Origin of the sequence: Providencia sp. PROV032, assembly GCF_028484875.1 — a bacterium.
GTDB classification, from domain to species: domain Bacteria; phylum Pseudomonadota; class Gammaproteobacteria; order Enterobacterales; family Enterobacteriaceae; genus Providencia; species Providencia rettgeri_E.
The window spans coordinates 1-22157 of record NZ_JAMPSX010000004.1 but is presented as its reverse complement, the minus strand read 5'-3'; the positions used below and the strand labels follow the sequence as shown (position 1 = coordinate 22157).

At 38.8% G+C, this 22157-nt stretch carries 20 protein-coding genes and 1 tRNA gene; 8 read left to right on the top strand and 13 right to left on the bottom strand.

Annotated features, from left to right (window positions below; genetic code table 11):
• Positions 1-29 precede the first annotated feature (29 nt).
• A complete protein-coding gene (gene rimI / locus PSF42_RS03170) occupies positions 30-482 on the bottom strand; it encodes a ribosomal protein S18-alanine N-acetyltransferase (protein WP_272679436.1) in 453 nt (150 codons plus the stop codon).
• The gene (locus tag PSF42_RS03165; RefSeq protein ID WP_125891863.1) at positions 451-861 is read right to left on the bottom strand and encodes a DNA polymerase III subunit psi; all 411 of its coding nucleotides are present in this window, start codon (positions 859-861) and stop codon (positions 451-453) included. The genes rimI and PSF42_RS03165 overlap by 32 nt, the downstream gene beginning before the upstream one ends.
• Before the next feature lie 134 nt (positions 862-995).
• Between PSF42_RS03165 and rsmC the strand changes: the two genes are divergently transcribed.
• On the top strand, positions 996-2009 hold the full coding sequence (gene rsmC, locus PSF42_RS03160) for a 16S rRNA (guanine(1207)-N(2))-methyltransferase RsmC (protein ID WP_272679435.1): 1014 nt from the start codon (positions 996-998) through the stop codon (positions 2007-2009).
• A 193-nt stretch (positions 2010-2202) separates the two neighbouring features.
• Positions 2203-2288, top strand: a tRNA-Leu gene (locus PSF42_RS03155).
• Between the two features lie 186 nt (positions 2289-2474).
• Here PSF42_RS03155 and PSF42_RS03150 read toward each other — a convergent pair.
• The 6 genes from PSF42_RS03150 to PSF42_RS03125 form a co-directional block, all read right to left on the bottom strand.
• Positions 2475-2729, bottom strand: coding sequence for a DUF1435 family protein (locus PSF42_RS03150; RefSeq protein ID WP_125891861.1), 255 nt, complete (start codon positions 2727-2729; stop codon positions 2475-2477).
• Positions 2730-2847: 118 nt separating this feature from the next.
• Entirely contained in the window at positions 2848-3375 is a 528-nt protein-coding gene (locus tag PSF42_RS03145) for a GNAT family N-acetyltransferase (protein ID WP_272679434.1), read from the bottom strand.
• Between the two features lie 205 nt (positions 3376-3580).
• On the bottom strand, positions 3581-5020 hold the full coding sequence (gene phoA, locus PSF42_RS03140) for an alkaline phosphatase (RefSeq protein ID WP_125891859.1): 1440 nt from the start codon (positions 5018-5020) through the stop codon (positions 3581-3583).
• A gap of 181 nt (positions 5021-5201) precedes the next feature.
• Positions 5202-6770, bottom strand: coding sequence for an alpha/beta hydrolase-fold protein (locus PSF42_RS03135; protein WP_272679433.1), 1569 nt, complete (start codon positions 6768-6770; stop codon positions 5202-5204).
• Positions 6771-6828: 58 nt separating this feature from the next.
• Positions 6829-7443 carry a DUF3156 family protein gene (locus tag PSF42_RS03130; RefSeq protein WP_272679432.1) on the bottom strand — a complete coding sequence of 205 codons (615 nt, stop codon included), beginning with the start codon at positions 7441-7443 and terminating at the stop codon, positions 6829-6831.
• Positions 7418-8908 carry an APC family permease gene (locus tag PSF42_RS03125; protein WP_272679431.1) on the bottom strand — a complete coding sequence of 497 codons (1491 nt, stop codon included), beginning with the start codon at positions 8906-8908 and terminating at the stop codon, positions 7418-7420. Before PSF42_RS03125 ends, PSF42_RS03130 begins: the two co-directional genes overlap by 26 nt.
• A gap of 398 nt (positions 8909-9306) precedes the next feature.
• Here PSF42_RS03125 and PSF42_RS03120 point away from each other — a divergent pair, with 398 nt between their 5' ends.
• A complete protein-coding gene (locus PSF42_RS03120; RefSeq protein WP_213913004.1) occupies positions 9307-9966 on the top strand; it encodes a helix-turn-helix transcriptional regulator in 660 nt (219 codons plus the stop codon).
• 76 nt (positions 9967-10042) lie between these two features.
• Here the strand turns inward: PSF42_RS03120 and PSF42_RS03115 are convergent, their stop codons facing one another.
• The 4 genes from PSF42_RS03115 to PSF42_RS03100 all read right to left on the bottom strand — a co-directional run bounded on the left by PSF42_RS03115 (position 10043) and on the right by PSF42_RS03100 (position 14354).
• Entirely contained in the window at positions 10043-11536 is a 1494-nt protein-coding gene (locus PSF42_RS03115; protein ID WP_213913005.1) for an aldehyde dehydrogenase family protein, read from the bottom strand.
• A gap of 28 nt (positions 11537-11564) precedes the next feature.
• Positions 11565-11933, bottom strand: a complete 369-nt coding sequence (locus tag PSF42_RS03110; protein ID WP_272679430.1) for a cupin domain-containing protein — start codon at positions 11931-11933, stop codon at positions 11565-11567.
• Positions 11934-11982: 49 nt separating this feature from the next.
• Positions 11983-13287 (bottom strand): NAD(P)/FAD-dependent oxidoreductase, encoded by a 1305-nt coding sequence (locus PSF42_RS03105; protein WP_125891855.1) that lies wholly within the window; start codon positions 13285-13287, stop codon positions 11983-11985.
• Positions 13288-13610: 323 nt separating this feature from the next.
• Positions 13611-14354 carry a helix-turn-helix transcriptional regulator gene (locus tag PSF42_RS03100; RefSeq protein ID WP_125891854.1) on the bottom strand — a complete coding sequence of 248 codons (744 nt, stop codon included), beginning with the start codon at positions 14352-14354 and terminating at the stop codon, positions 13611-13613.
• Between the two features lie 265 nt (positions 14355-14619).
• Here PSF42_RS03100 and uriH point away from each other — a divergent pair, with 265 nt between their 5' ends.
• Positions 14620-15564: a uridine-preferring nucleoside hydrolase UriH gene (uriH, locus tag PSF42_RS03095; protein WP_125891853.1), complete on the top strand. Its 945-nt coding sequence runs from the start codon at positions 14620-14622 to the stop codon at positions 15562-15564.
• A gap of 44 nt (positions 15565-15608) precedes the next feature.
• Here uriH and PSF42_RS03090 read toward each other — a convergent pair whose 3' ends face one another.
• Positions 15609-16595, bottom strand: a complete 987-nt coding sequence (locus tag PSF42_RS03090; RefSeq protein WP_272679429.1) for a glycosyltransferase — start codon at positions 16593-16595, stop codon at positions 15609-15611.
• Positions 16596-16913: 318 nt separating this feature from the next.
• Here PSF42_RS03090 and PSF42_RS03085 point away from each other — a divergent pair, with 318 nt between their 5' ends.
• From PSF42_RS03085 to idi, 4 genes are all read left to right on the top strand, one after another.
• Positions 16914-17828, top strand: a complete 915-nt coding sequence (locus tag PSF42_RS03085; RefSeq protein WP_125891851.1) for a DUF808 domain-containing protein — start codon at positions 16914-16916, stop codon at positions 17826-17828.
• 372 nt (positions 17829-18200) lie between these two features.
• Complete coding sequence (narX, locus tag PSF42_RS03080; protein ID WP_125891850.1) at positions 18201-19958, top strand: nitrate/nitrite two-component system sensor histidine kinase NarX; 1758 nt, start codon at positions 18201-18203, stop codon at positions 19956-19958.
• A gap of 18 nt (positions 19959-19976) precedes the next feature.
• Positions 19977-20633, top strand: a complete 657-nt coding sequence (gene narL / locus PSF42_RS03075) for a two-component system response regulator NarL (RefSeq protein ID WP_125891849.1) — start codon at positions 19977-19979, stop codon at positions 20631-20633.
• 143 nt (positions 20634-20776) lie between these two features.
• On the top strand, positions 20777-21292 hold the full coding sequence (gene idi / locus PSF42_RS03070; RefSeq protein WP_248467574.1) for an isopentenyl-diphosphate Delta-isomerase: 516 nt from the start codon (positions 20777-20779) through the stop codon (positions 21290-21292).
• Positions 21293-22157 lie beyond the last annotated feature (865 nt).

The window sequence follows — 22157 nt, the reverse complement described above, 5'->3', positions numbered from 1 at the left end:
ATTAGTAATAAATTATTTGTTACTTAAATTTATTCATTAGAAAATAGCGTCAAAGCAAGAACTAAAGCATCTTCTCTACCTTTTTTAGCTGGATAGTAATCTTTACGTACCGTCACTTGGTGAAAACCCAGCTTATCATATAGATGCAAAGCAGATGCATTTGATTCCCTAACCTCTAGCCATAACGTGAGAATGCCTTTCTTTACGAGTTCTTCAATGAGCTGTTCTAACAACAAGCGGCCATAGCCTTTCCCTTGGTAATCAGGATGTATGGCAATATTAAATAAGGTCGCTTCATCAAGAACATACTGTGTTATTGCATAACCAACAATTTGATTATTAACAGATATTTTTATGTTATGGTACTTTTCCCCTTGGTTCCCATAAAAAACTCGCTCAGTCCATGGAAAATCATGGCTCAATTTCTCAATTAAGTACGCAGTCGCGAGATCAGATTGCTTTAGTGTTGAAATTTTCATCATATTGATAAATTTGTTTCCATAGTGCCTGTTTAGCGCTACAGCTTGTACTTAGCTCAGACAAAACAGGTGAAGTAAATATGATTTTTGAACCTTCAGGCTGAATTTCATCACCTAATACCCAACATGGTGTTATTATTGGTGTTGGGATTAAACCTAATTGCTCTGAATTTACACAAACCACATCATCCTGTGCAATATTCATGGAAAGAAAAATATCTTTTAGCAATTGGCTATTTAAATCAAGGTTCTCATCAGTAATAATAATAAGCTTAGTCGACGCTGGGATCCTCACACCACGCTCACCACGTAACACGGCAGGATTTCTCACCATCCATTGAGTGATCCCCAGTTGTTCTAAAAGCCTGTCACGTCGTGTCATTTGATTTTCCAGTCGCAATTTTACAACCACATCTTATCAAAGGGGATCAATAGCGCCAACAGAGCAATGCTATTTCTCTTATCTTTGGTAAGATGTCATCGGTTTTTTTTATTATTTTAGGAGATTGACAGAATATGTCATTACTGACACCTGCCAGCGAAGTTATTCAACGCCATCTCGAACATTTTACAGATCGTCATGTCATTTTGGCCGGTGACATTCAGGATGAGCTCGCTGCAACCTTAGAAGCGGCTAGTGTTCGTGTCATCACCAACCAGTATCACCACTGGCAGCGTTTACAGCCGTTAATGGGAGATATGGCGTTATTCTCTGCCACTACGCCCGCGGAATTTATCCAGCCTTGCGATACCCTCATTTATTTTTGGCAAAAAAACAAGCAAGAAGCCTGTTTCCAGCTCGATGACCTTTGTACTCATCTTGCTGCGGGTAGCCAAATTTTTATCGTCGGTGAGAATCGCAGTGGTGTTAAAAGCGCCGAATCCATTATGGGAGGGATCGCTAGCTTACAAAAAATTGACTCAGCACGCCGCTGTGGCTTGTACTATGGTGAATTAGAACAACCGACAACCTTTGATATTGCTCGCTGGTGGCGTCATTATCAGATTGATAATGTTAGAATTAACGCACTGCCAGGGGTATTTAGCCATAATGAGCTTGATATCGGTAGTGACCTACTATTATCAACATTAACCGATCCAATGAGTGGTGATCTGCTTGATCTCGCTTGCGGTAACGGGGTGATTGCCGCGGTGATCGGCTCACAAAATCCAGAGATCAAACTTACCTTAAGTGATGTCAGTGCGTCTGCACTAGATTCCGCAGCATCCACTCTTGAAGCCAATAAACTGACTGGTAAAGTCATCGCTAGTGACGCCTACTCAGATATTAACGATAAGTTTGATTGGATTATTTCTAACCCACCATTCCATGATGGCCTAAACACCAGTTATCGAGCGGTTGAAAATATGATTTATCAAGCCCCTAAATACCTGAAAAAAGGGGGACGCTTGCGGATAGTCGCGAATGCTTTCTTACCGTATCCTGATTTACTCGATAAAGCATTTGGTAGCCATGAAGTACTCGCCAAAACGGGGAAATTTAAGGTTTACCAAGCAGTTAAACGCTAATTCACTTATCCAAATTAGACTAAAATACAATTTTTCGTCCTGCTCAATGGCCAGTGACCCATCACCGGCCATTTTTTCATCAATCAAAAAATACTTCATAAAAAAATTATTGACGTTCGTCGAAATTAGCCTAAAATCCGCACCACATTATTGCTGGTGAAAGGCATTGATGGCCAAAGTTTAGTTAGGTATTGCGAGGGTGGCGGAATTGGTAGACGCGCTAGCTTCAGGTGTTAGTGTCCTTCGGACGTGGGGGTTCAAGTCCCCCCTTTCGCACCACTGGTCAGTCATTTTATAATATCCTGCCCATTCGGCCTTTCCTGTACTACTAATGCTGTCTTATTTGCCTATTTACTATAAAACAATAGTAAATCATTTAAATAAACCGCTATATTGAATACCTTTAATTATCAATATCTTTCGATACCACTTTCTTCTGTTCTATTTAATTATTAAATTATAAAGCTACCTTTGTAGTACAAAGGCCATCAGAAAACATGCGAGCGAAATCACAGCGGGGATAATCAATAAGCGGCGAGAACCTCGGTTGAACAACATCCCTGCGGTTGCGACCATCATGACAATCATAATGATTTTTATATTATCCAAGCCCATATTATTGAGTACGTAAGCAATGCTCAACAATATCACAGCAAAGACACCCCAAAGGCCAGCGCCTATACGCTTTAAACCTGTGGTTTTTGATATGCTAGTTGGCATAGTGATCTCACCCTTAAATGATAATGATTATCAATAATATCTGGTTTTTAGTAAATTTCAATGCTTTTTTATTCCACCGCCCTATAAATTAACACTTATTTTACAAAATAAAAACTTACTAAAATAGATAAATAAAGTGAATATCTTCAGGCTCTAATGCAAATAATTCAGAGTCAGGTTGTGCAATTAAAGTACAGCCTAGATGTTGATAAAAATGCACGGTATTTTCTGAAGGCGTCGCAGAAATATATAAGCCTTTTGCCCCTTTTTGTATCGCCATTTCAACACAGTGTTGGAATAACATTCCTGCCAAACCTTCTCCACGGTACGCGTGGCTCACATGCAAAAAAGATAATTGCAATAAATCTTTTTGCTCTCCCCGCCACACATTATCTAAACTTGCAGCAGCAATTAACTTGCCCAGCTCAAAAACCCCAAGAAATACCGCACCTTGGTCATAACTTTCCAACAAATGGGGGGTATAGGCTTCAGGCTCACCTTCTGGCCAACCTTTCATATCAAACCGTTGTTTGGATAGCACCAACTCGCCATTTTGATATAGATAAAGGTTTTCAATTAATTCAGTGCGGTCGATAGACCAAACAGATGGAATTTCCTCTCGTTGCAGTTCGCGAACTTCTCTCATTATGTCACTCTCATTATTTGTGCCTATGAATAAGCACATTTATTGTTATCTAATAAATCAGTTTTCAAGATAACGAATAAAAAAAGAAGTGCAAATATTTAATAATTTGATTGAAGAATGGTTGAAAGATAAGGAGAAAAAGAGCCGTAAATAAAAAAATCCCCCGCGACATCCTATCGCGGAGAATTTTTACTACAGGGTTGGTTTATTGCTTCAATCCCATTGCATCGCGCATGGTAAAGAACAAATCAGTTTGGTCAGTTAGACCCATTACGTTTGCCGCATGTGGGCCATAAGCCGCCACACGTAACTGAGCACCAGTGTGCTCTTGAGAATCATCTTCTTCAGAGTTACCGTAATTCACGACCATCACGGAGCCGTCTTTCGTAATCAACGCTTGCGTTAAGCCCGTTGATTTTGTGCCTTCTGGTATAATTTGGCTTGAATGTGAATGGTCAGCAGTCACGATAACTAATGTATCACCATGCTTTTTAGCGAAATCTAAGCCGACTTGTACTGCTTGGTCGAGAGCAACTGTTTCACCAATTTGGCCACATGGGTTTGCTTTATGATCTTGCTTATCGATAGAAGCGCTTTCCACCTGTAAGAAGAAACCATTTGGATTGACTTCTAACAGCTCAATCGCTTTTTTCGTCATTTGAGCTAATGTTGGTGCATTCGGGTCTAACTTAGCATTCGGTTTACATTCTAACGGCGCATTGTTGATATTACCGTAATGAACCGCTTTCGGGCCTTCCCATGCAACAGTCATGTTGCCATCATGGAATAAGCCAAGAACGGGTTTATCTTGATTTGCAACTGTAATGCTATCTAATGACTTCGCATCACGTACAATATTGTACCCACGCTCAATTGCCTGTTGTTCCAACGTTTTACCTTTGTAGTCACCCGCCTTTGCTTCTTGCTTGAAGCTCTTAGCTCCACCACCAAGTGTGACGTCTGGGCGAGTTACCAACAGTTGCTCTGAAATTGAACCACGACCGCCATTTTCTAGCGCGTTAGCCGCACATTTTTCTGCGGTTTCCTCTGGGCCATAACATTTACGCGCACTGACATGCGAAAACTGTGCAGCAGGTGTTGCATCTTGGATCTCGGAAGTCGTGACGTTACCCGTCGCTTTACCATTACGTTTAGCTATCTCAATTAATGTTTCATGGTCGTTACCAAATACATCAATCCCCAATGCGCCATTGTAGGTTTTCACACCGGAAGACCACGCCGTGGCAGATGCGGCAGAATCAGTCACATAGTCAGGTTTTTGTGTTTTTTTATCTAACGCATAATGGGTATATTGGCCAGTGATTGGCAGGGCATCAATACCTTTAAAGAACCCTGAAGCGCCTTCTGCATAGTTACGAGCAACGGTTATCTCAGAGTCACCCATACCATCACCAATAAATAGGATCACATTTTTGGCTTGGCCATTGTGAAGTGCTGCTTTCATGATATCAGTTTGTTCTGTCGCTAAACGACGCGCACCACCAAATTTGGTGATGTCGCCTTGCGCGGCACGATTTTCTGACACTGCATCATTTTTATCAGCTGCATAGGCAGGGACTGTACTCCCTAAAATTAAAGTACTTACCGTGACAGCTAAAAGGGATTTCATAAAATTACCAGTCATAACTGTTTCCTTGCCAATCAATAATGAAAAGAGAAAATGTGTATTTCAAATAATGACAGGCATGCTAAAGGAGCCAGATGACAGTTGAATGACGCTTTTATGGCGAAATGAAGACGTTTGTCATAAATGTGAAAAAGCAGCTAAATATCAGCTGCTTTTTGTGAATTAGCGTTATGGCGATTTACCATTGTGATACAAGTTGATTTGTTCCCTCATAAAGTGTTTCACACCAAGAAACGTAGTCGTGCCCACTAGGGAGCTCAATGGCATCAACTTGATAATTTTTATGTTTTAAAACATCGAATAACCGATAGTGGTTTTGAATAATTCCTCCCCAACTACCGCGTTGTTCGAATAAGCCAGCCTCAAGGAAAAAACGGATCGGTTGCGTTGGCATGATTTCGATTTCACGGATCAACCACTCGGGGTCTTTATCTTTTGGAGCCCACCAATAAGATCCTGACATACTAATAACATTACCAAAAATTTCAGGATGCTGTAACGCATTCCATGTCGCCCCAAGCCCTCCATAACTGGAACCTGCAATAATCGTATGGCTTGCTGGTGCTTGAATTCCCATTTTCGCTAATTCAGGCATGAGTTCATCCGCCAGCAACTGAGGAAACGCATCATTAGGAGGAAGTTCATCGCCACGGCGCGCTGAATTGATGCTATCGACAAACACAATATTCATCGCTGGGAAACTCCCCTGCGCCATCCACTTATCAAAGAATTTATCCATTTGATAGTTTTGCAAGTAAATTTGCCCATCCAATAGCACCAATAACCCAGGGATTTCCATTGGTATATTAGGCCGATAAACCGTTATTTTTCTTTCATTTTTTAGCACTTCACTCGTTAACACAAATGTTTCTAAACGGCCTTTAACCTGCCAGTTTGCTACATCAGAGAAATGACATTGGCGTATATTCGGTACCAATGATAACAATGAAAAACGGTTATATTTATCTATGCTCAGAGAAGGAATAACGTGTGAATTATAGGGATCAGACTGCGCAGTGACTAAAATCGCCTTACGTTGAGCAAAACCGCCTTCAGGCACTGAAGGAATATCCGGTGCAATTTTATATTGCGATAACGTATCATTAGGAATGATAAAAGAGCGATACCAAATATCCGTTCCCGCCAAGTGAGCCATTCTTTCGTGATTACCAGATGGTGCCCCTAGAATATAAGCATTTGCTTTCGCGCCACGCCAAAGGAATGTCACCCGTTTTTGTCTGTTTGAAAAATCTTCAACCAATGGCGTGCCTTGCGCGGCGACAGCTTGCCAAAATGCGCTTGTATCCCCTTTTTGGTAATGTTCATCAAGTAAACTTTGTAGCTTGGGGCTAACGGGTTCATTCTCCTTTTTAATGACTAAAGGCTGGTATGGGCTAACATCAAACTTTAATTGCCAAGGTTTACCCGGCTCACCATTCAATGCAAGATAATAAACCCCATTTTTTGATACGACATAATCCGCACTATGGGGTTCTTGTACTGAGCCATACTCTTGCAATGCACGCACTGGCTGTTTATTGGAATTCAATAACAGGACCTTGGAAAGGCCTTCACCACGTTGTTTTATAAAATCTTGCTGTGATGCTTCAAAAGATAAGCAACTATGACCCTCACTATCATGCACCCCTTCAGCAAAGGAAAGCTCAGATAAACGCGTGCAGTCAGTGTGTGTTGCCATTACCGTAGAAGAAAACAACATACAACCTAAAAGAGGCAAAGATTTCACATCGAATTCCAATGAGTCAATTGATAATAATTATTACTATCAAAAAACTCTTTTAAACTCAATGGCTCACAGCACGTTTTTCCATCAGTTGGTTAATTAACTGCAGCGCACTCAATAAATAATAGCGTTGTTTTTGTACTAATCTCAAATAACGGCGAGTCGCAGGAATACGACTTACCATTTCTGATGCGGTGTAAGGCTCAATTTCACAGCGCCAACGACCGTGGCTAAACGCTATCTCGCAATGATTAAATTCCAGCTCTTCTAATGTTTGTCTAATAATGGGGTATTCATTCAGCCATTCAATAACCTTCTGCCCATCCATTTGTTTTGAGGCGAAATGGATATGTTTTTTCTTTATACTTCCACGGGTTTTTACTTCAATTTTTGCATTGATATTATCTGCACATTGGCCTGACACCGCAAAACGGCTATACACAATAAAAGCGAGAAACAACTTTCTTGGCCGCTCTGTCACCTCAATGGTTAATTCAGGTTGAGGTTGTACAAGGAGCACTCCAGGTGCTCCCCACTCACATGGATAAGGTGCCATGTCCTTTTCAACGCGGTTAAGTGTTAATCCTACTTGATATCCGGCAGGCAAGCGTTGCTGAGTCAGCTTACCGAGCCTTGCCCGCAAAGACGGTTTAGGCGAGGTGACGTAATGGCTCAAGTTGGCCTCCTTCCATTTCTTCATCAGCAAAGGAATTTGATAAAACGGATTCAACATCTACAGGTTTAAATGGGTTAACTTTCTGTACGAACACAGTCCAAATTAAAGCATACCCTGCTGTTAAACCTAACATAATGGCAAAGGGAATATAGACATCCGACTTATTCATACCCGGTGGTGTAATGTACACAATCGCTAAAATAATCCCGACACTCGAAATAATTTGCGGTATAGGGAAAAAAGGAGAACGATAGGCACGATGTAAGTCAGGACGGCGAATACGTAATAAAACCACTGAAATGGTCACCAGCAAGTAAGCCGTTCCCCAAGAACACACCGCCGCCAATACCAAAGGAATGATACGGTCAAGGTCGCCTTGAATAGCAAAAGCGTGCAAACAAGGGATCATCACGGCCACTAAAATGCCGAATACTGGGGTTTTGAAGCGTGGATGTAAATAAGCAAAGATGCGTGGTAATGCCCCATCAAGCGCCATTCCATAGAGAATACGGGGAACCGCTGCCATGAGTGTATTGATGGTCGCCCCACCCGCGAGTAATAGCGCAATACCTATCCAGTATTTACCAAACTCGCCCATAACAATTTCGGCAAATGCAGGGATTGCCATCGGGGTTTCCAATAAACGTGTGCCTGTCTGCGGGTCAACGACCACATTTTCTACTTGGTTCGCTAGCGCTGCACCAAATAACACCATACAGAGTGCGACACAAAATAGGCCCGTTGTCATCGCACGAGGGATCACCTTAGCGGAATTTTTAATTTCAGGCGCCATTGGCGTGACTAACTCGCACCCAACAAACATGAACATCGCCATACCCACAAAGCTGAGAATCAATGTTGGGTCGGTATTGAGTGGCTGCCCAAACCAGCCTTCCATATCGACATGAAACGGCAACATCAAACCGCTCACACTAAAAATCACTAATGTTGACCACATGGCAAATGTCAGTACCACCTCAACCTTACCAAAGGCTTCAATACCAAATGCATTTAAGATACCAAACGTGACAACCAGCCCAACACCGACCATCCAAGATGAATTACTGGTCTCTAGAACTGTATTGAGATGCTCAAAGTTAACGAGCGCCATGATCCCTGAAAGAATGGTCTCGGCAGTTCCTGCAAACACATGCACAATCAAATAAGCCGAAAGCGCGCCAGTTATCGCCCAAAAACGCCCCATTCCACACGATATATAGTCATATACCGATCCTGAGGTTGGTAGAATAGCCGCAGCCTCCGAAAACGTGGTGAGCTGAGCTTGCATCATAATAAAGCTGAATAACACCGCTAGGGCGAATGTATCGCCACCAATACCGAATCCACTCGTAACAGTTAAAATAACAGGGCTGGCCATAATCAAGCCGGCAGAACTTGCCAGTGTGGTCGGAAAGCCAACTTTCCCTTTTTCTAAATGTGTCGACAATTTTGAGGATAAATTCATTTTACATCCCTCTCACTCTCTACCCAGCCATGAATGTGAATATTTTGTAAATACCAAGTAACTGCATAGTCACTATAGAAATAACCCTAAGAAGGCTGCTATCGTTCTAAAGAACGATACCCAGAGGGAGGGGGAAATAAAATACAACTCGCGAAAAGTACCCACACACTGAGAGAAAAGAAAAATAATTAATGTAATATCAACATGTAGTGAACAACTAGCTCATTAATATATTAACAAATAACTCTCTAAAGATACCAAAAAGCCACTAATCAATATTTGCGTCGTCTTTATCCATTTTAAATACTGTTATCAACCTCACGTTATTAATATGTTTATTTTATGTTAATTTCATTAGGAGGCATGATAATAATTCGATTAATACGCAAGGGAATATGATGACTTCACCATTATTCGAGCCTCATCAACAAACATTAATTGATTGCTGCCTAAATACTATTGCACATATTATTCCAGTTTCTGCTTTGGTGTATTACCTCGTGAATGATCATTGCCAGCCAGGTAACTATGTTCTTCATGGGATCCCGGCCAAAATGCATGAAGAGTATCTGGCTTACTTTCACCAATTTGATCCCTTGCACCCTGAGCATTTTCGCAGTGATGACTTACGCTTAGTGAGAATGGATCCTGAAATACGCCAGCAAAATCAGGCTTTTTTCCATGATTTTATGCAGCCGAATGACATAACTGATATGGCAGAAATATTTATTCGTCGTAAAAATAAAATTATTGCGGGGATTTCGGTGCTGCGAGACAGCCCATTTAGCCAGCAAGAAATCATGCGATTAAATGCTATCTTGCCTGTCGCTGAACTAATGACATTCGATGTACTCCCCGATTCGTTAGTGGCTTATACCCCTAAAGAACAAGAGATTATCCACTTAGTACGAGAAGGCGCGAGCAACAAGCGAATTGCACTATTACTGGGGGTTTCGCTATCAACAGTAAAAACTCACTTACGTAATATTTTCACTAAAGCGAATGTAACTAACCGAACCGAACTTGTTTCATCAGGGTTTATCATTCACCACGAATAAGCAACGCTAGCTATAAAATACAAAAAACCCGGCACGATGGCCGGGAAATGTGGATTAATTAAATATAAATCGAACACTAATAACGCACCATGACAGATTTTAACTCTGTGTAATACTCAATAAAGGCACTACCAAATTCACGACCAATACCGGATGACTTAACGCCACCAAATGGCACGGCGGGGTCAAGGAAAGTATGCATATTCACCCATACCGTTCCCGCTTCAATGCGCGAAATCATACGCATTGCTTTACTGAGATCATTTGTCCATAGACTCGCCGCTAAACCAAACGGAGTACTATTCATCATCTCAATAAGTTCTTCTTCATCATCGTAGCCCAAGAAAGTCCCTATTGGCCCAAAAGTTTCCTCTTTCATCAATACATCATCTGGGCTATTAGCACGAATGATGGTCGGTGGCACAAAATACCCAGCGCCTGCAACTGGCTGGCCACCATAAATAATTTCACTGCCATCTAGGCGAGCTTTTTCAAACAAATCTAAGATTTTTTCATAATGCGCTTTATTGGCCAACGGCCCCATCTCAGTTGTTTCATCTAATGGAGAACCCACTTTCATCGCAGACAAACGTGTTTTGAGTTGCGCTAATACTTCATCCATTAATTTAGAGGGAATATAGAACCGTTCAGCAGCTGCGCAAATTTGCCCTTGATTTAGATATCCCGCTTCAATAATCCCATTAACAATTTTTTCAACCGGGAGGTCAGCTAAGAATGCAGCGCCGTTTTTCCCACCAAGTTCAAGTGTGACTCGGGTTAATTTACCTTCCATCGCTGAGCGCCCTACCGCCAGCCCAGTCGGTACAGACCCCGTAAATGTCACTTTAGAACAAAGTGGATGATGGATCAGTGCAGGCCCAACCTCACGACCACCACCATTCACGATATTAATGACACCGTCAGGGATCCCTGCCTCTTTTGCTAATTCCACCACTCTGAGCATGGTTAGTGGCGTAAATTCACTTGGTTTCAACACAATCGTGCAACCGCATGTTAAAGCGGCAGCTAATTTCCAAATGGAAATCATGATCGAAAAATTCCAAGGAATGATACCGGCGACAACGCCAACGGGTTCACGCTGAGTAAATGCAGAATATTTCTCACCATTAAAAGAAGGCAATGAGACATTCAATGTCTCTCCACTGATTTTTGTCGCCCAACCGGCAAAATAACGCAAGAACTGGGCAGATGAGCCCACTTCAAGAAAACGAGATAATTGAATGGTTTTACCTGAACATAACGTCTCTAGCTGGGCTAATTCTTCAAGGTGTTTTTCAAGTAGATCAGCAAGGCGGTTTAAGCAATTCCCTCTTTCCATTGGTGTGGTATTTGCCCAAACCCCTTTAAATGCGGTATGAGCCGCATCCATTGCGGCATCCACTTCTGCTAAAGTCCCTTCTTTTACTTTAGCAATAACCTGTTCAGTGGCAGGGTTAACAACATCAAAAAAAGTATCGCCCTTGCCAGAAACCGGTAACCCGTTGATAAAATGGCCGTGCTGGCGCTTCAAAAACTCACTGACTTCTGGTAATAGGGTTAACTCACTCATTGTTATCACTCCACTAAATAGAAATTAATTAGGCATTTACACAAGCTAAGTAGTGTTTTACGAAGCGTGGCGTTTCAATTTCCCATAAAACTTCGGTACCTTTCGCGGCAAACCAGGTATCACCTTTATGGTATTCAACCGTCACACCGGTTTGCACATCCGTTAACTTCACCGAACCTTCATGGACTGTCGCCATTTCATCAAATGGATACACCATTTTGAACTTACCTTTAGTGCAAGCAAAAATACCACAGGTTAGATTATCCGTTGGTTCACCGTGGATCATCGCAACACTCGCTTGAGGATCGCCTTCAACAACCACAGAGCCTAAATTTGTCACGCTACCAATATTTAATAGTTCTGGCAGTGGTTTGTTTAACAATAATGGACTGATCATAATTTTTACCTTTAATCGATTTAAATAAACTAGTTAGGTGGATAACGAATTAGCGACGACCTTGCCAATAACCGGATGTTTGATGCATTATTTTTGCCAGTGAAACAATCACATTACGCATGCTATCTTTGCCGATAATATTGGCGTGAGGAATGGAACTCATTAAATCATAACGATGAGAACCTTCTACCATCCCCTCTGCAAGGACTTTGCACACAATTTGGCTAGGCGTAACACCGAAACCTGAATAGCCCTGTGCATAAAACACATTTTTATGTTGTGGTAATGAGCCAATTTGTGGAAATAAATTTGCGCTACATGCCATTGGTCCACCCCAAGCTAATTCAATTTTGACATCTTTGAGGTAAGGAAAGACTTTTAGCATTAAGTTACGATTCCATGCTTTAAGGTCAGATGGAATGTATTCAAGAAAATGAGTGGAACTGCCAAATAATAGGCGATTCTCATTCGTCACCCGGTAGTAATCTATTACAGGACGAATATCACTATAAGCACCACGGATTGGGCTAATTTGCTCGATTAATTCATCAGGCAGCTCTTCCGTCATTAATTGATATGCGTAAGTATTAATCGTTTTAGGGTAAATCGTCGGCTCAAGGCCATTTAAAAATGAATCGCAAGCCCACAGCATTTTCTGTGCTTTAACAGTTCCCATCGCAGTTCTAACTTTGATGGTATTACCATATTCCACATTTAATACTTGGCTATTTTCAAATATTTTAGCGCCATATATTTCACTAATCGCTTTCGCTTCACCTAATAATAAGTTCAATGAATGAACATGCCCGCCACCCATGTGTTTGATCCCACAGGTATAAGCATCAGAACCAATAATCTGTTTTAGTTCTGAACCACTGTAAAATTCAATTTCTTCTTCAGGATCAACTGATTTGAAGTCTTTTAACCAGCTACGTAAGGTCTTTTCTTGGCGCTTATTACTTCCTAAGTATGCATAGCCACGGCAAAAGTCTGCATCAATATCATATTTAGCGATACGGTCACGCATGATCCCCGCGCCCATATTGCTGAGTTTAAAAATCGTTTCTAAACCCTCTGGCCCGACATATTTTTTAATTGCATCGATGTCATGGCCAATGCCTGCCATGACTTGCCCGCCATTACGCCCTGAACCACCGTAACCAAGATACCGTCCTTCCAAAATAGCGATATTAGTGATCCCTTTCTCACACAGCTCTAGAGCGGTATGGATCCCAGAAAACCCACCACCAATAATCACCACATCAACATCAAGATCTTCCTTTAGCGTCGGAAAACGTAAGTCATACTTCTTAGTTGCAGCATAGTAAGTTAATGATTCTACTTGGTTATTCATTATGGATACCCTATTTAGTATCTTTGGATAACTCGATTATCTTAACCTTGCATTAACAATTACATATCCCTTTAGGGACATTCGAAACATAAAGTTAACAATTGTGAGCCAAGTAGAATATTTAAATAATAACAAAATTTACAATAAAATATAAAAAGCATTAAAAATCAATGGATTGAAAAATCATTCTTATATTAACAATCGTATTTATTAATTTTAGTTCACTAAAACTATTTAGATAAAATCGAAAGAAATAACATAGTAACAAAAAAGAAAATGCCCACAAAACCTTATTAAATCAATATATTATTGATTAATTGCATTTAACTTAGCCTATTCATTAATAAGTTAAACAATTCAACCTGTGAGTTAATACTCAATTTTTGATAGATATTCTTACGGTGATTTTTCACTGTCCCTAAACTAATGAAAAGTGCCTGTGCTATTTGTGGTGAACCTTTACCCGCTAGGATTAACTCGACAACTTCACACTCTCTCGGTGTTAGCCCAAATCGTGTTTGCATGTCTGTATTTTGGTGGTAATTCGACACCGAAGAAGGAGAAACATCTTTATGAAGTTTGACCATACTACGAATGATATCGAAAGCATCTTTAAGTGGTGCCTGCATATATTTTTCCGAGAAAAAAGGTCTATTTTCATTACCAAAAAAAATACCTAATTGGCTATCATCTGAAATATCTAATAGCAACCCAGCCTCATCACACCACCCTGTTTTACGATAAAAATTGAGATAATAATCTGTATGATAAAATCCTTTAGGCGCGAGTTCTTTTAGTGTTAACACTTTGGAAGCCCCCCCTCTTTGGATTTCTTGGTAGAATGGGTCCATTAAATAAGCACCTCGTTGATAGATTCTGTTAATACTATCGCTATTACGGCGCTCTACTTTGGAAAGAAATCGGGGAGGAGATCCTTTTTCAAAGGAGTAAACAATCGCATTATCAAATGCAATAAGTGAAGACAACCATGATAATAAATTAGGGTAAAACTGATTAGTTGCAACAGAATCAATAACATCAGGTAATCTTTCTAGATAGTTCTCCATTCTGCCTCCTCAATCATTAACTCGTTAATAAAAACCATCTAGGCGGTTTCATTTATATTGCTTAAAACTACATAAAGAACACATTATCTTTATAAACTCAACACGATTGTTATTAATATGTTAATCACATCACTCCTCGTTAGTTACCCTGATGAATAATTTCATTACATTAGCATTCATAAAAATAGAACTTACATCACATAAAAATAAATTTATCCCTATATTATGTTAATTAAAGGAGAATAATTTAAGAAAAGGATAAATAATGTCTAAAAATAAAATTATTATCGATTGTGACCCTGGCCATGATGATGCAATGGCAATTTTCTTAGCATTAGGCAATTCAAATATAGAATTACTTGCAGTAACGACTGTCGTCGGAAACCAAACTTTAGATAAAGTCACCCATAATGCACGCGCAATTATAGAATTCGCGAGTGTAAATGATATCCCTATCGCTGCGGGTTGCGCTCGACCACTTGTGAGAACAATTCAAACTGCTCCAGAAGTTCATGGGACAACAGGCCTTGACGGCACTCACCTCCCCGAACCCAAACTACCTATTGATCCACGCCATGCTGTTGACTTAATTATTGATACGCTCAAGTCACACCCCCCTAAAACGGTGACTCTCGTACCGATTGGAGGGCTTACAAATATTGCTTTGGCAGTAAGAAAAGCACCTGAAATTGTAGAGTTAGTCAAAGAAGTGGTATTAATGGGAGGAGGCTACCATACCGGTAATCGCACTGCAGTCGCTGAATTTAATATCCTTATAGACCCTGAGGCGGCTCATATTGTGTTTAATGAAACTTGGCCTATCACTATGATTGGACTAGATCTTACACATCAAGCAAGGCCAGACGACCAAATAATGGAAACAATTGCCGCGTTAAGCACACCTGTAAGTGATTTTGTTGTTGAATCCCTAAATTACTACACTGCAGGTTACCGCAGACGTAATGGCTATACCGACCATGCTCCTGTTCACGATCTATGTGCCGTTGCTTATGTTATCGACCCATCCATAATGGAAACGATTAAAGCTCCGATTGATATCGAACTGCAAGGCGCTTTAACAACGGGTATGACGGTGACTGACTTCCGCCACCCCGCTAAACCAGAATGCCATACACAAGTCGCTACAAAGTTAAATAACCCTTTGTTATGGGACATGTTCATCGCTTCTCTAAAGCAATTAGAAAAATAGAAACAAAAAAGGTAGCCTATAAAAATAGCTACCTTTTCAGTAAATTATGATTTGATAATTTCTTTTAGCTTCGTATAGCGCCTAATTAATCGCCATTTTAATTTTACTGTTGTTGCATGTGCCCACACTATTTCCCAATAACCCTTATCAAAAAATAGTTGTACCATTTCCTTCTGTACATCTGGTGATTTGATAGCTAATAGCGCTTGAATCACCCCTAAGCCTTCTTTTCCTACCTGCCATAGACAAGCCGGTGCTTGTTTTACTTGCTCAGGATACCGCTGGTAAATATTTAACAGCATATCAATAATCTTCAGATAGGTTTTTATCTTGCGGACTGCGCGTTCATCACCACTCAATGAGTGTGAAACAGATTGGTTATGGATTAAATATCGGTAGTATTGTTCATTAATAAATTGTACGCGGTTCGCCACGAGTAACACTTCAGTCGTCCAAGGAATGTCTTGGTGATGTAATTTGGGCTCAAAGAAAAAATTGTGTTGGCGCAACATGTCTAAACGATATAAATTCAACCAAGTTACATGCAAAAACTTGCGTGAACTTAAGCCAATTTCAAGCCACTCAGGGCCTGAAATCACCCCAGTTGATGGAACTTTATTCGGCGGAAAAATTGCTTTTGGTGCATCACCATTAGTGTAAACATAAGTCCCATTACAGGTTGCAACATCGAGGTCATTTGATAGTGCGATTTCTAATAAACGCCCGTACATTTGCGGACTAATTTCATCATCAATATCAGGGAATGTAATGTATTTTCCAGTAGCCTCAACCATCCCCGTATTACGAGCGACTGAAACCCCTTGATTCTCTTGGTAAAGCACTTTCAAATGTGCAAATTTATCCGCATAAGACTTAATGATGTCTTCACTTTTATCTTTAGAGCCATCATTAACAACAATCAATTCCCAATTTTCTAACTTTTGAGCGATTAAGCTATCAAAAAACTGAGGTAAAAATTTTTCACCATTATATACAGCAACGACAATACTCAAAACTGGCTGAGAAGACATGTATTAACCCTATACCAATCCATTAAAAATTATTCATAAAACAAATAATTAAACCAAATAAATAAAAAAAATATAAAATAAAATAGTAGATAACTGTATGTTACTTTACTAAAATTAATAATTTAGAAACTAAAAAAACATATTGGTTCCATTGTCATAAAAATTTAATAATTCAAAATTCAGGTTTATCTACAGCAATGACATTATCTTATTGGAATCATCTTATTTGTAAGTATGGTTTATATTGTAATGAACTAATTATCCATTAATTGGCCTAATAAACATTAATGACACCTTAAAAATATTGAGGATATTCTTGTGGCTGGAAGTAGCTTACTCACATTACTTGATGATATTGCCGCTGTACTAGACGATGTTTCCGTCATGACAAAAATGGCCGCCAAAAAAACCTCTGGAGTTTTAGGTGATGACCTCGCACTAAACGCCCAGCAAGTTACTGGTGTTCGCGCGGATAGAGAAATTCCCGTTGTTTGGGCTGTTGCTAAAGGGTCATTTATCAATAAATTAATACTCGTGCCCTTAGCATTGCTAATTAGTGCATTTATTCCTTGGGCTATCACACCACTGCTCATGATTGGTGGGGCCTACCTTTGCTTTGAAGGCGCAGAAAAAATTACTCATAAGCTATTCTTTACTAACGTAGAAGGCTCTATCCCCCAAAACCAACTTGAATTATCAGCAGAACAACTGAAGGAGTTTGAAAGTAAAAAAATCAAAGGGGCGATTCGTACTGATTTTGTTTTATCAGCTGAAATTATTGCCATCACATTAGGCATAGTTTCCACTACCACTTTTATCAACCAAGTCGCTGTACTCTCAATCATTGCTCTTGTGATGACTATCGGTGTATATGGCTTAGTTGCAGGTATTGTAAAATTAGATGACTTAGGCTTTTATTTACAAAAGAAAACGTCTTCTTTATTAAAGAAACTCGGTAATACCTTAATTTATTCAACACCTTATCTGATGAAAACATTATCTGTTGTTGGAACAGCCGCGATGTTTATGGTCGGTGGTGGTATTCTAACGCATGGAATTAGCTATATTTCAGAGTGGATTACAGAAATATCGTTTACTGCGACCTTAACACCGATCATTGGTAGTACTATGCAGTTTATCCTACCAACTATAATTAATTTATTTTTTGGGCTAGTAACAGGTCTAATCCTTGTTGCGATAATCTCACTATTCAAAAAATTAAAAAAAGTTTAAAACAAAAAGGTAGTTCTATCCATTAGGGCTGCCCTTCTTTCTATCATTGATATGATTATCAAAAATACTTTCGATATGTATTATTCTATACACTGACTTACTTCGATATTTAAACTGATCTAAATCAAAAGAAACTCATCTTTAATTTACGCTATAATACGTAAATTCACTCACGGTCAAATAAAATTTAATCTTATATATCAATATATAACACGATAAAACTCAACGAAGAATTTTATTTTCTATTTACTATTTTGTTATAAATCCCCAAATATACTACCAAAGTAGTATATTTAATATTCAACCCTTTATGAACAATACGAGAAATATGCATTTTAAGTTCACTAGTACGACTCTTTAAGGAAGTGACACATGCCCACGTTGTATCGTCGATTTTCAATCATTAACCAAGTGATCGGTCTAATGCTACTTATTGCGATCTTAGGAATTATTGGGATGACGATTTCCAATCGAATGATTATAAGTGTGCAAGGTAATGCCCATGCAATAAATAAATCAGGTTCACTGCGAATGCAGAGCTACAGGTTACTTTCTCTCGTTCCTTTAAATACTCAAAATCAGCGTTATCTCGATGCATTAGAATCTGACCTCATCAGCCCTGAACTGACTCAAGTTGTAAAAATCGAAAATTTAACGCCGCAATTTGATGAGCTTTACAATTATTGGTTACATGTCTTAAAGCCTTCATTAATAAAAGCAAATACCCCTAATGATGCAAGATACGAAGTTATATCATTTGTCAGTAAACTTGATGAATTAGTTCATAATATTGATGAAAAAACGGAAAGTAAGATTGCTTATGTTGCTATGACACAACTGATTTTTATCAGTTTAGTATTCTTATTACTCGCTGGAACCATCTGGCACCTGCGCAGAAAAATTTATTATCCATGGGTTAAATTATTATCAATGGTCAATGCAATTGGACGAAAAGATTTTAGCCAACGCTACCCTAAAAATAATAGGCAAGATGAATTAAATGCGCTCGGAGAAACACTTAACCAAATGTCGGATGAATTAGCATTAAGTTATCATCAGCTTGAAGAAAGGGTTGCTGAGAAAACTGCAGACTTAATCACAAAAAATAAAGTGTTATCATATTTATATCAATCAAGCCAAATCCTTCATTCATCAGATCCTCTCTACTTGCGATTACAAAAAGTCCTTATTGAACTAGAAAATATTACCATACTCAAAAATCTCAGTTTACGGTTGTATGAAGAAAGCAACGAAACATATTTTCACGAAATATGCTGCCATTCAACCGGGTTATCTGAAGTGAATACAACGCAGCTAGAACAACAAGCTTCAATCGAAAAACCACTCAGTTTACAGTGGGATTTATCAGACAATATGCATCGTTATGGCATTATTATTGGAGAGATTGAAGATAACCAAATACTTTCAGATGAGCAAAACAGTCTCGTTTCTGTTTTAGCTAAACAAATCTCTGGTATGCTAGCCATGGAGCACCAGATAGAACAACAGCAACAGTTGCTTATCATGGATGAACGTTCTGCAATTGCACGCGAACTTCATGACTCTATTGCTCAATCTTTATCCTGTCTGAAAATGCAAATTAGCTATCTGCAATTACAGCCAGAACCATTACCAGAAAAACCTCAGCAACTGTTAACAGAAATGCGTAGCGAGATTAATACCGCATATAGCCAGTTAAGAGAATTATTAACCACATTTAGGCTTAAATTAATGGAGCCTGGCTTACTTCCCTCATTAGAAAGTACCATTAGTGAATTTAGTGAACGTGTAGGGTATACAATAGACTTAAATTACGATCTACCCGCGAAAAGTATTTCACCGCATCAATCTATTCATATAATACAAATAGTCCGAGAGGCATTAACTAATATTTTAAAACACGCTAATGCAAAATGGGCTGAGGTTTCATTAAACCAGTATAATGGTATTGTTACAATTACAGTGACTGACGATGGCTCAGGGATCACGTCAAATACTGATAAACTTAACCATTATGGGCTTATTATTATGAGAGAAAGAGCATTAAGCCTTAATGGAAATTGTTGTATTACACCTAGGCCTCAAGGTGGAACAGAGGTAAAAGTTACCTTCCCTTTATCTGACGCTTAACATACCGGAAAATCATCTATGGAAAACACAAATATAATGAACGAAAAATCAACCATTCTACTTATTGATGATCATCCGATGCTAAGAAATGGAGTCAAACAATTGATTAGTTTGGAGTCTTCATTGCAAGTTATCGGTGAGGCTGGAGACGGTAAAACTGGCATACAGATCGCTGAAGAGCAAGATCCTGACCTTATCTTACTTGATCTCAACATGCCAGGCATGAATGGTTTTGAAACTCTCGATGAACTTAGGAAGCGAGAGCTATCAGGTAGAATTATTCTTTTTACCGTTTCTAATTATAGTGATGATTTAGTCAATGCACTAAAAAGAGGTGCCGATGGTTATTTACTAAAAGATATGGAGCCTGAAGAGCTTATCGTAGCCCTTAAAGAAGCTGCAAGCGGTAAGTTAGTTGTCAGCCCAACATTAGCCTCTGTGCTTGCTGAATCACTAAGAGATAACACCACACAGGATGATAATAATATTGCCTCATTGACACCAAGAGAGGCCGATATTTTAGAACTGATCTCTCAGGGTTTATCAAATAAAATGATAGCTCGTAAACTCGATATTGCAGAAAGCACAGTAAAAGTACATGTTAAACATTTACTAAAAAAACTCAATTTAAAATCAAGAGTTGAAGCTGCGGTTTGGGTTTTACAACAAAAATAATTTTTATTCTCACAGCCATATCACCTTATGATAGCTGTGAGTTAAAAATAATTATATTTATAATTAAACAGCTCTAATATGCAAACTTATATTTTTAATTATACTAAACTAAAGCAATCATTTAATGACGGAAAATAATATAAATGGAAGATGAATTAATTTTAGTCGATGAGCATGACCAACCTATTGGAGTTATGCCAAAGTTATTGGCACATCAGCTCGGTCACTTACATCGAGCATTCTCAGTATTTATCTTTAATGAACAAAATGAGCTACTAATTCAACAACGTGCTTTTCATAAATATCATTCAGCAGGACAATGGGCAAATTCTTGCTGTAGTCACCCTAGACCAAATGAAGAGACTCAGAAAGCTGCTGAACGTCGGCTTCAAGAGGAATTAGGTTTTGTCACTCCATTGACTCATATAGGTTCCTTAATTTATAAGGCTGACGTTCAAGGAGGCTTAATTGAACATGAGTATGACCATATTTTTATTGGTTATTATAACCAATATATTCAACCGAATAGAGATGAAGTCTCATCTATAAGGTGGGTAAGTCTTCCTCAATTAAAACAAGAGATCGTTCTTAATCCTGATATTTTCACACCGTGGTTCAAAAAAATATTAGAAGAATTTACTTTATTGGATTTTAAATAAATATGTTTTATAACATTTATATTGATAATTTAACTTTCTAATCTTCATTTTTAATTTTGAAAAACATTTATATCTATTTGTAAAATTATAAATACTCAAATAATAAACGTAATATTATTAAACTCCACTTAGCAATAGTATTGATTTAAGTTTAAGTTAGATTAATATTCTCTCCCGGCCTATCTTCAATAATAAATATTATTGATAACTTTTATCTAACCCACTCTCTTTATCAATAAATCTGACTCATGTTTTTATATAACAATTAATCAGTTAGAAAATTACTACCACCTTATTTTCTACATTTTATTACTTTCCTTCCAGCTATATTTTTATATTTCCATAACAAGTGAGCTGTTACTTACTGCTTTACCACAAGCAAGTACATTCACCCCAACAATAGATAATTGTCGGCTCAATATACTTATTTGATTTTATTGAAATTAACTATACTTAGTTAAGGAACAAGTGAGCTGTTACTCACTACTTTGCGTCTAAAATATCCACCCGTCACACCAATACAAACGCTTTTCTTCCATTACTTTTTAGTTCCTATCACCCCACCACCATCGCCAGCAGCCACCGTCACACCTCAACAAGCGAGTTGTTACTCACTACTTTATATCCAGAATTTTCATTCACAGAACTAATACCACTAAGAGTCACCTATCGATTGCCTAACCTAGCTCTCTTAACTCTTTTTACCCCAAACAAAGCCATCACTTATCTCCGCGCGCTCTTCAACACGTGAGTTGTTACTTACTACTTTGGCTCAAGTGATTACATTCTCTGGAGTAATAGATAATTACCAACAAACTATATCCATTTCATTTTATTGAGTTATATTCACTTAATTAAAAAATAC

Excerpts from the sequence above, each read along its gene's own strand:
- rimI (WP_272679436.1), bottom strand. The coding sequence starts at position 482 with ATGATGAAAATTTCAACACTAAAGCAATCTGATCTCGCGACTGCGTAC.
- PSF42_RS03165 (WP_125891863.1), bottom strand. The coding sequence starts at position 861 with ATGACACGACGTGACAGGCTTTTAGAACAACTGGGGATCACTCAATGG.
- rsmC (WP_272679435.1), top strand. The coding sequence starts at position 996 with ATGTCATTACTGACACCTGCCAGCGAAGTTATTCAACGCCATCTCGAA.
- PSF42_RS03150 (WP_125891861.1), bottom strand. The coding sequence starts at position 2,729 with ATGCCAACTAGCATATCAAAAACCACAGGTTTAAAGCGTATAGGCGCT.
- PSF42_RS03145 (WP_272679434.1), bottom strand. The coding sequence starts at position 3,375 with ATGAGAGAAGTTCGCGAACTGCAACGAGAGGAAATTCCATCTGTTTGG.
- phoA (WP_125891859.1), bottom strand. The coding sequence starts at position 5,020 with ATGACTGGTAATTTTATGAAATCCCTTTTAGCTGTCACGGTAAGTACT.
- PSF42_RS03125 (WP_272679431.1), bottom strand. The coding sequence starts at position 8,908 with ATGAATTTATCCTCAAAATTGTCGACACATTTAGAAAAAGGGAAAGTT.
- PSF42_RS03120 (WP_213913004.1), top strand. The coding sequence starts at position 9,307 with ATGACTTCACCATTATTCGAGCCTCATCAACAAACATTAATTGATTGC.
- PSF42_RS03115 (WP_213913005.1), bottom strand. The coding sequence starts at position 11,536 with ATGAGTGAGTTAACCCTATTACCAGAAGTCAGTGAGTTTTTGAAGCGC.
- PSF42_RS03110 (WP_272679430.1), bottom strand. The coding sequence starts at position 11,933 with ATGATCAGTCCATTATTGTTAAACAAACCACTGCCAGAACTATTAAAT.
- PSF42_RS03105 (WP_125891855.1), bottom strand. The coding sequence starts at position 13,287 with ATGAATAACCAAGTAGAATCATTAACTTACTATGCTGCAACTAAGAAG.
- PSF42_RS03100 (WP_125891854.1), bottom strand. The coding sequence starts at position 14,354 with ATGGAGAACTATCTAGAAAGATTACCTGATGTTATTGATTCTGTTGCA.
- uriH (WP_125891853.1), top strand. The coding sequence starts at position 14,620 with ATGTCTAAAAATAAAATTATTATCGATTGTGACCCTGGCCATGATGAT.
- PSF42_RS03090 (WP_272679429.1), bottom strand. The coding sequence starts at position 16,595 with ATGTCTTCTCAGCCAGTTTTGAGTATTGTCGTTGCTGTATATAATGGT.
- narX (WP_125891850.1), top strand. The coding sequence starts at position 18,201 with ATGCCCACGTTGTATCGTCGATTTTCAATCATTAACCAAGTGATCGGT.
- narL (WP_125891849.1), top strand. The coding sequence starts at position 19,977 with ATGGAAAACACAAATATAATGAACGAAAAATCAACCATTCTACTTATT.
- idi (WP_248467574.1), top strand. The coding sequence starts at position 20,777 with ATGGAAGATGAATTAATTTTAGTCGATGAGCATGACCAACCTATTGGA.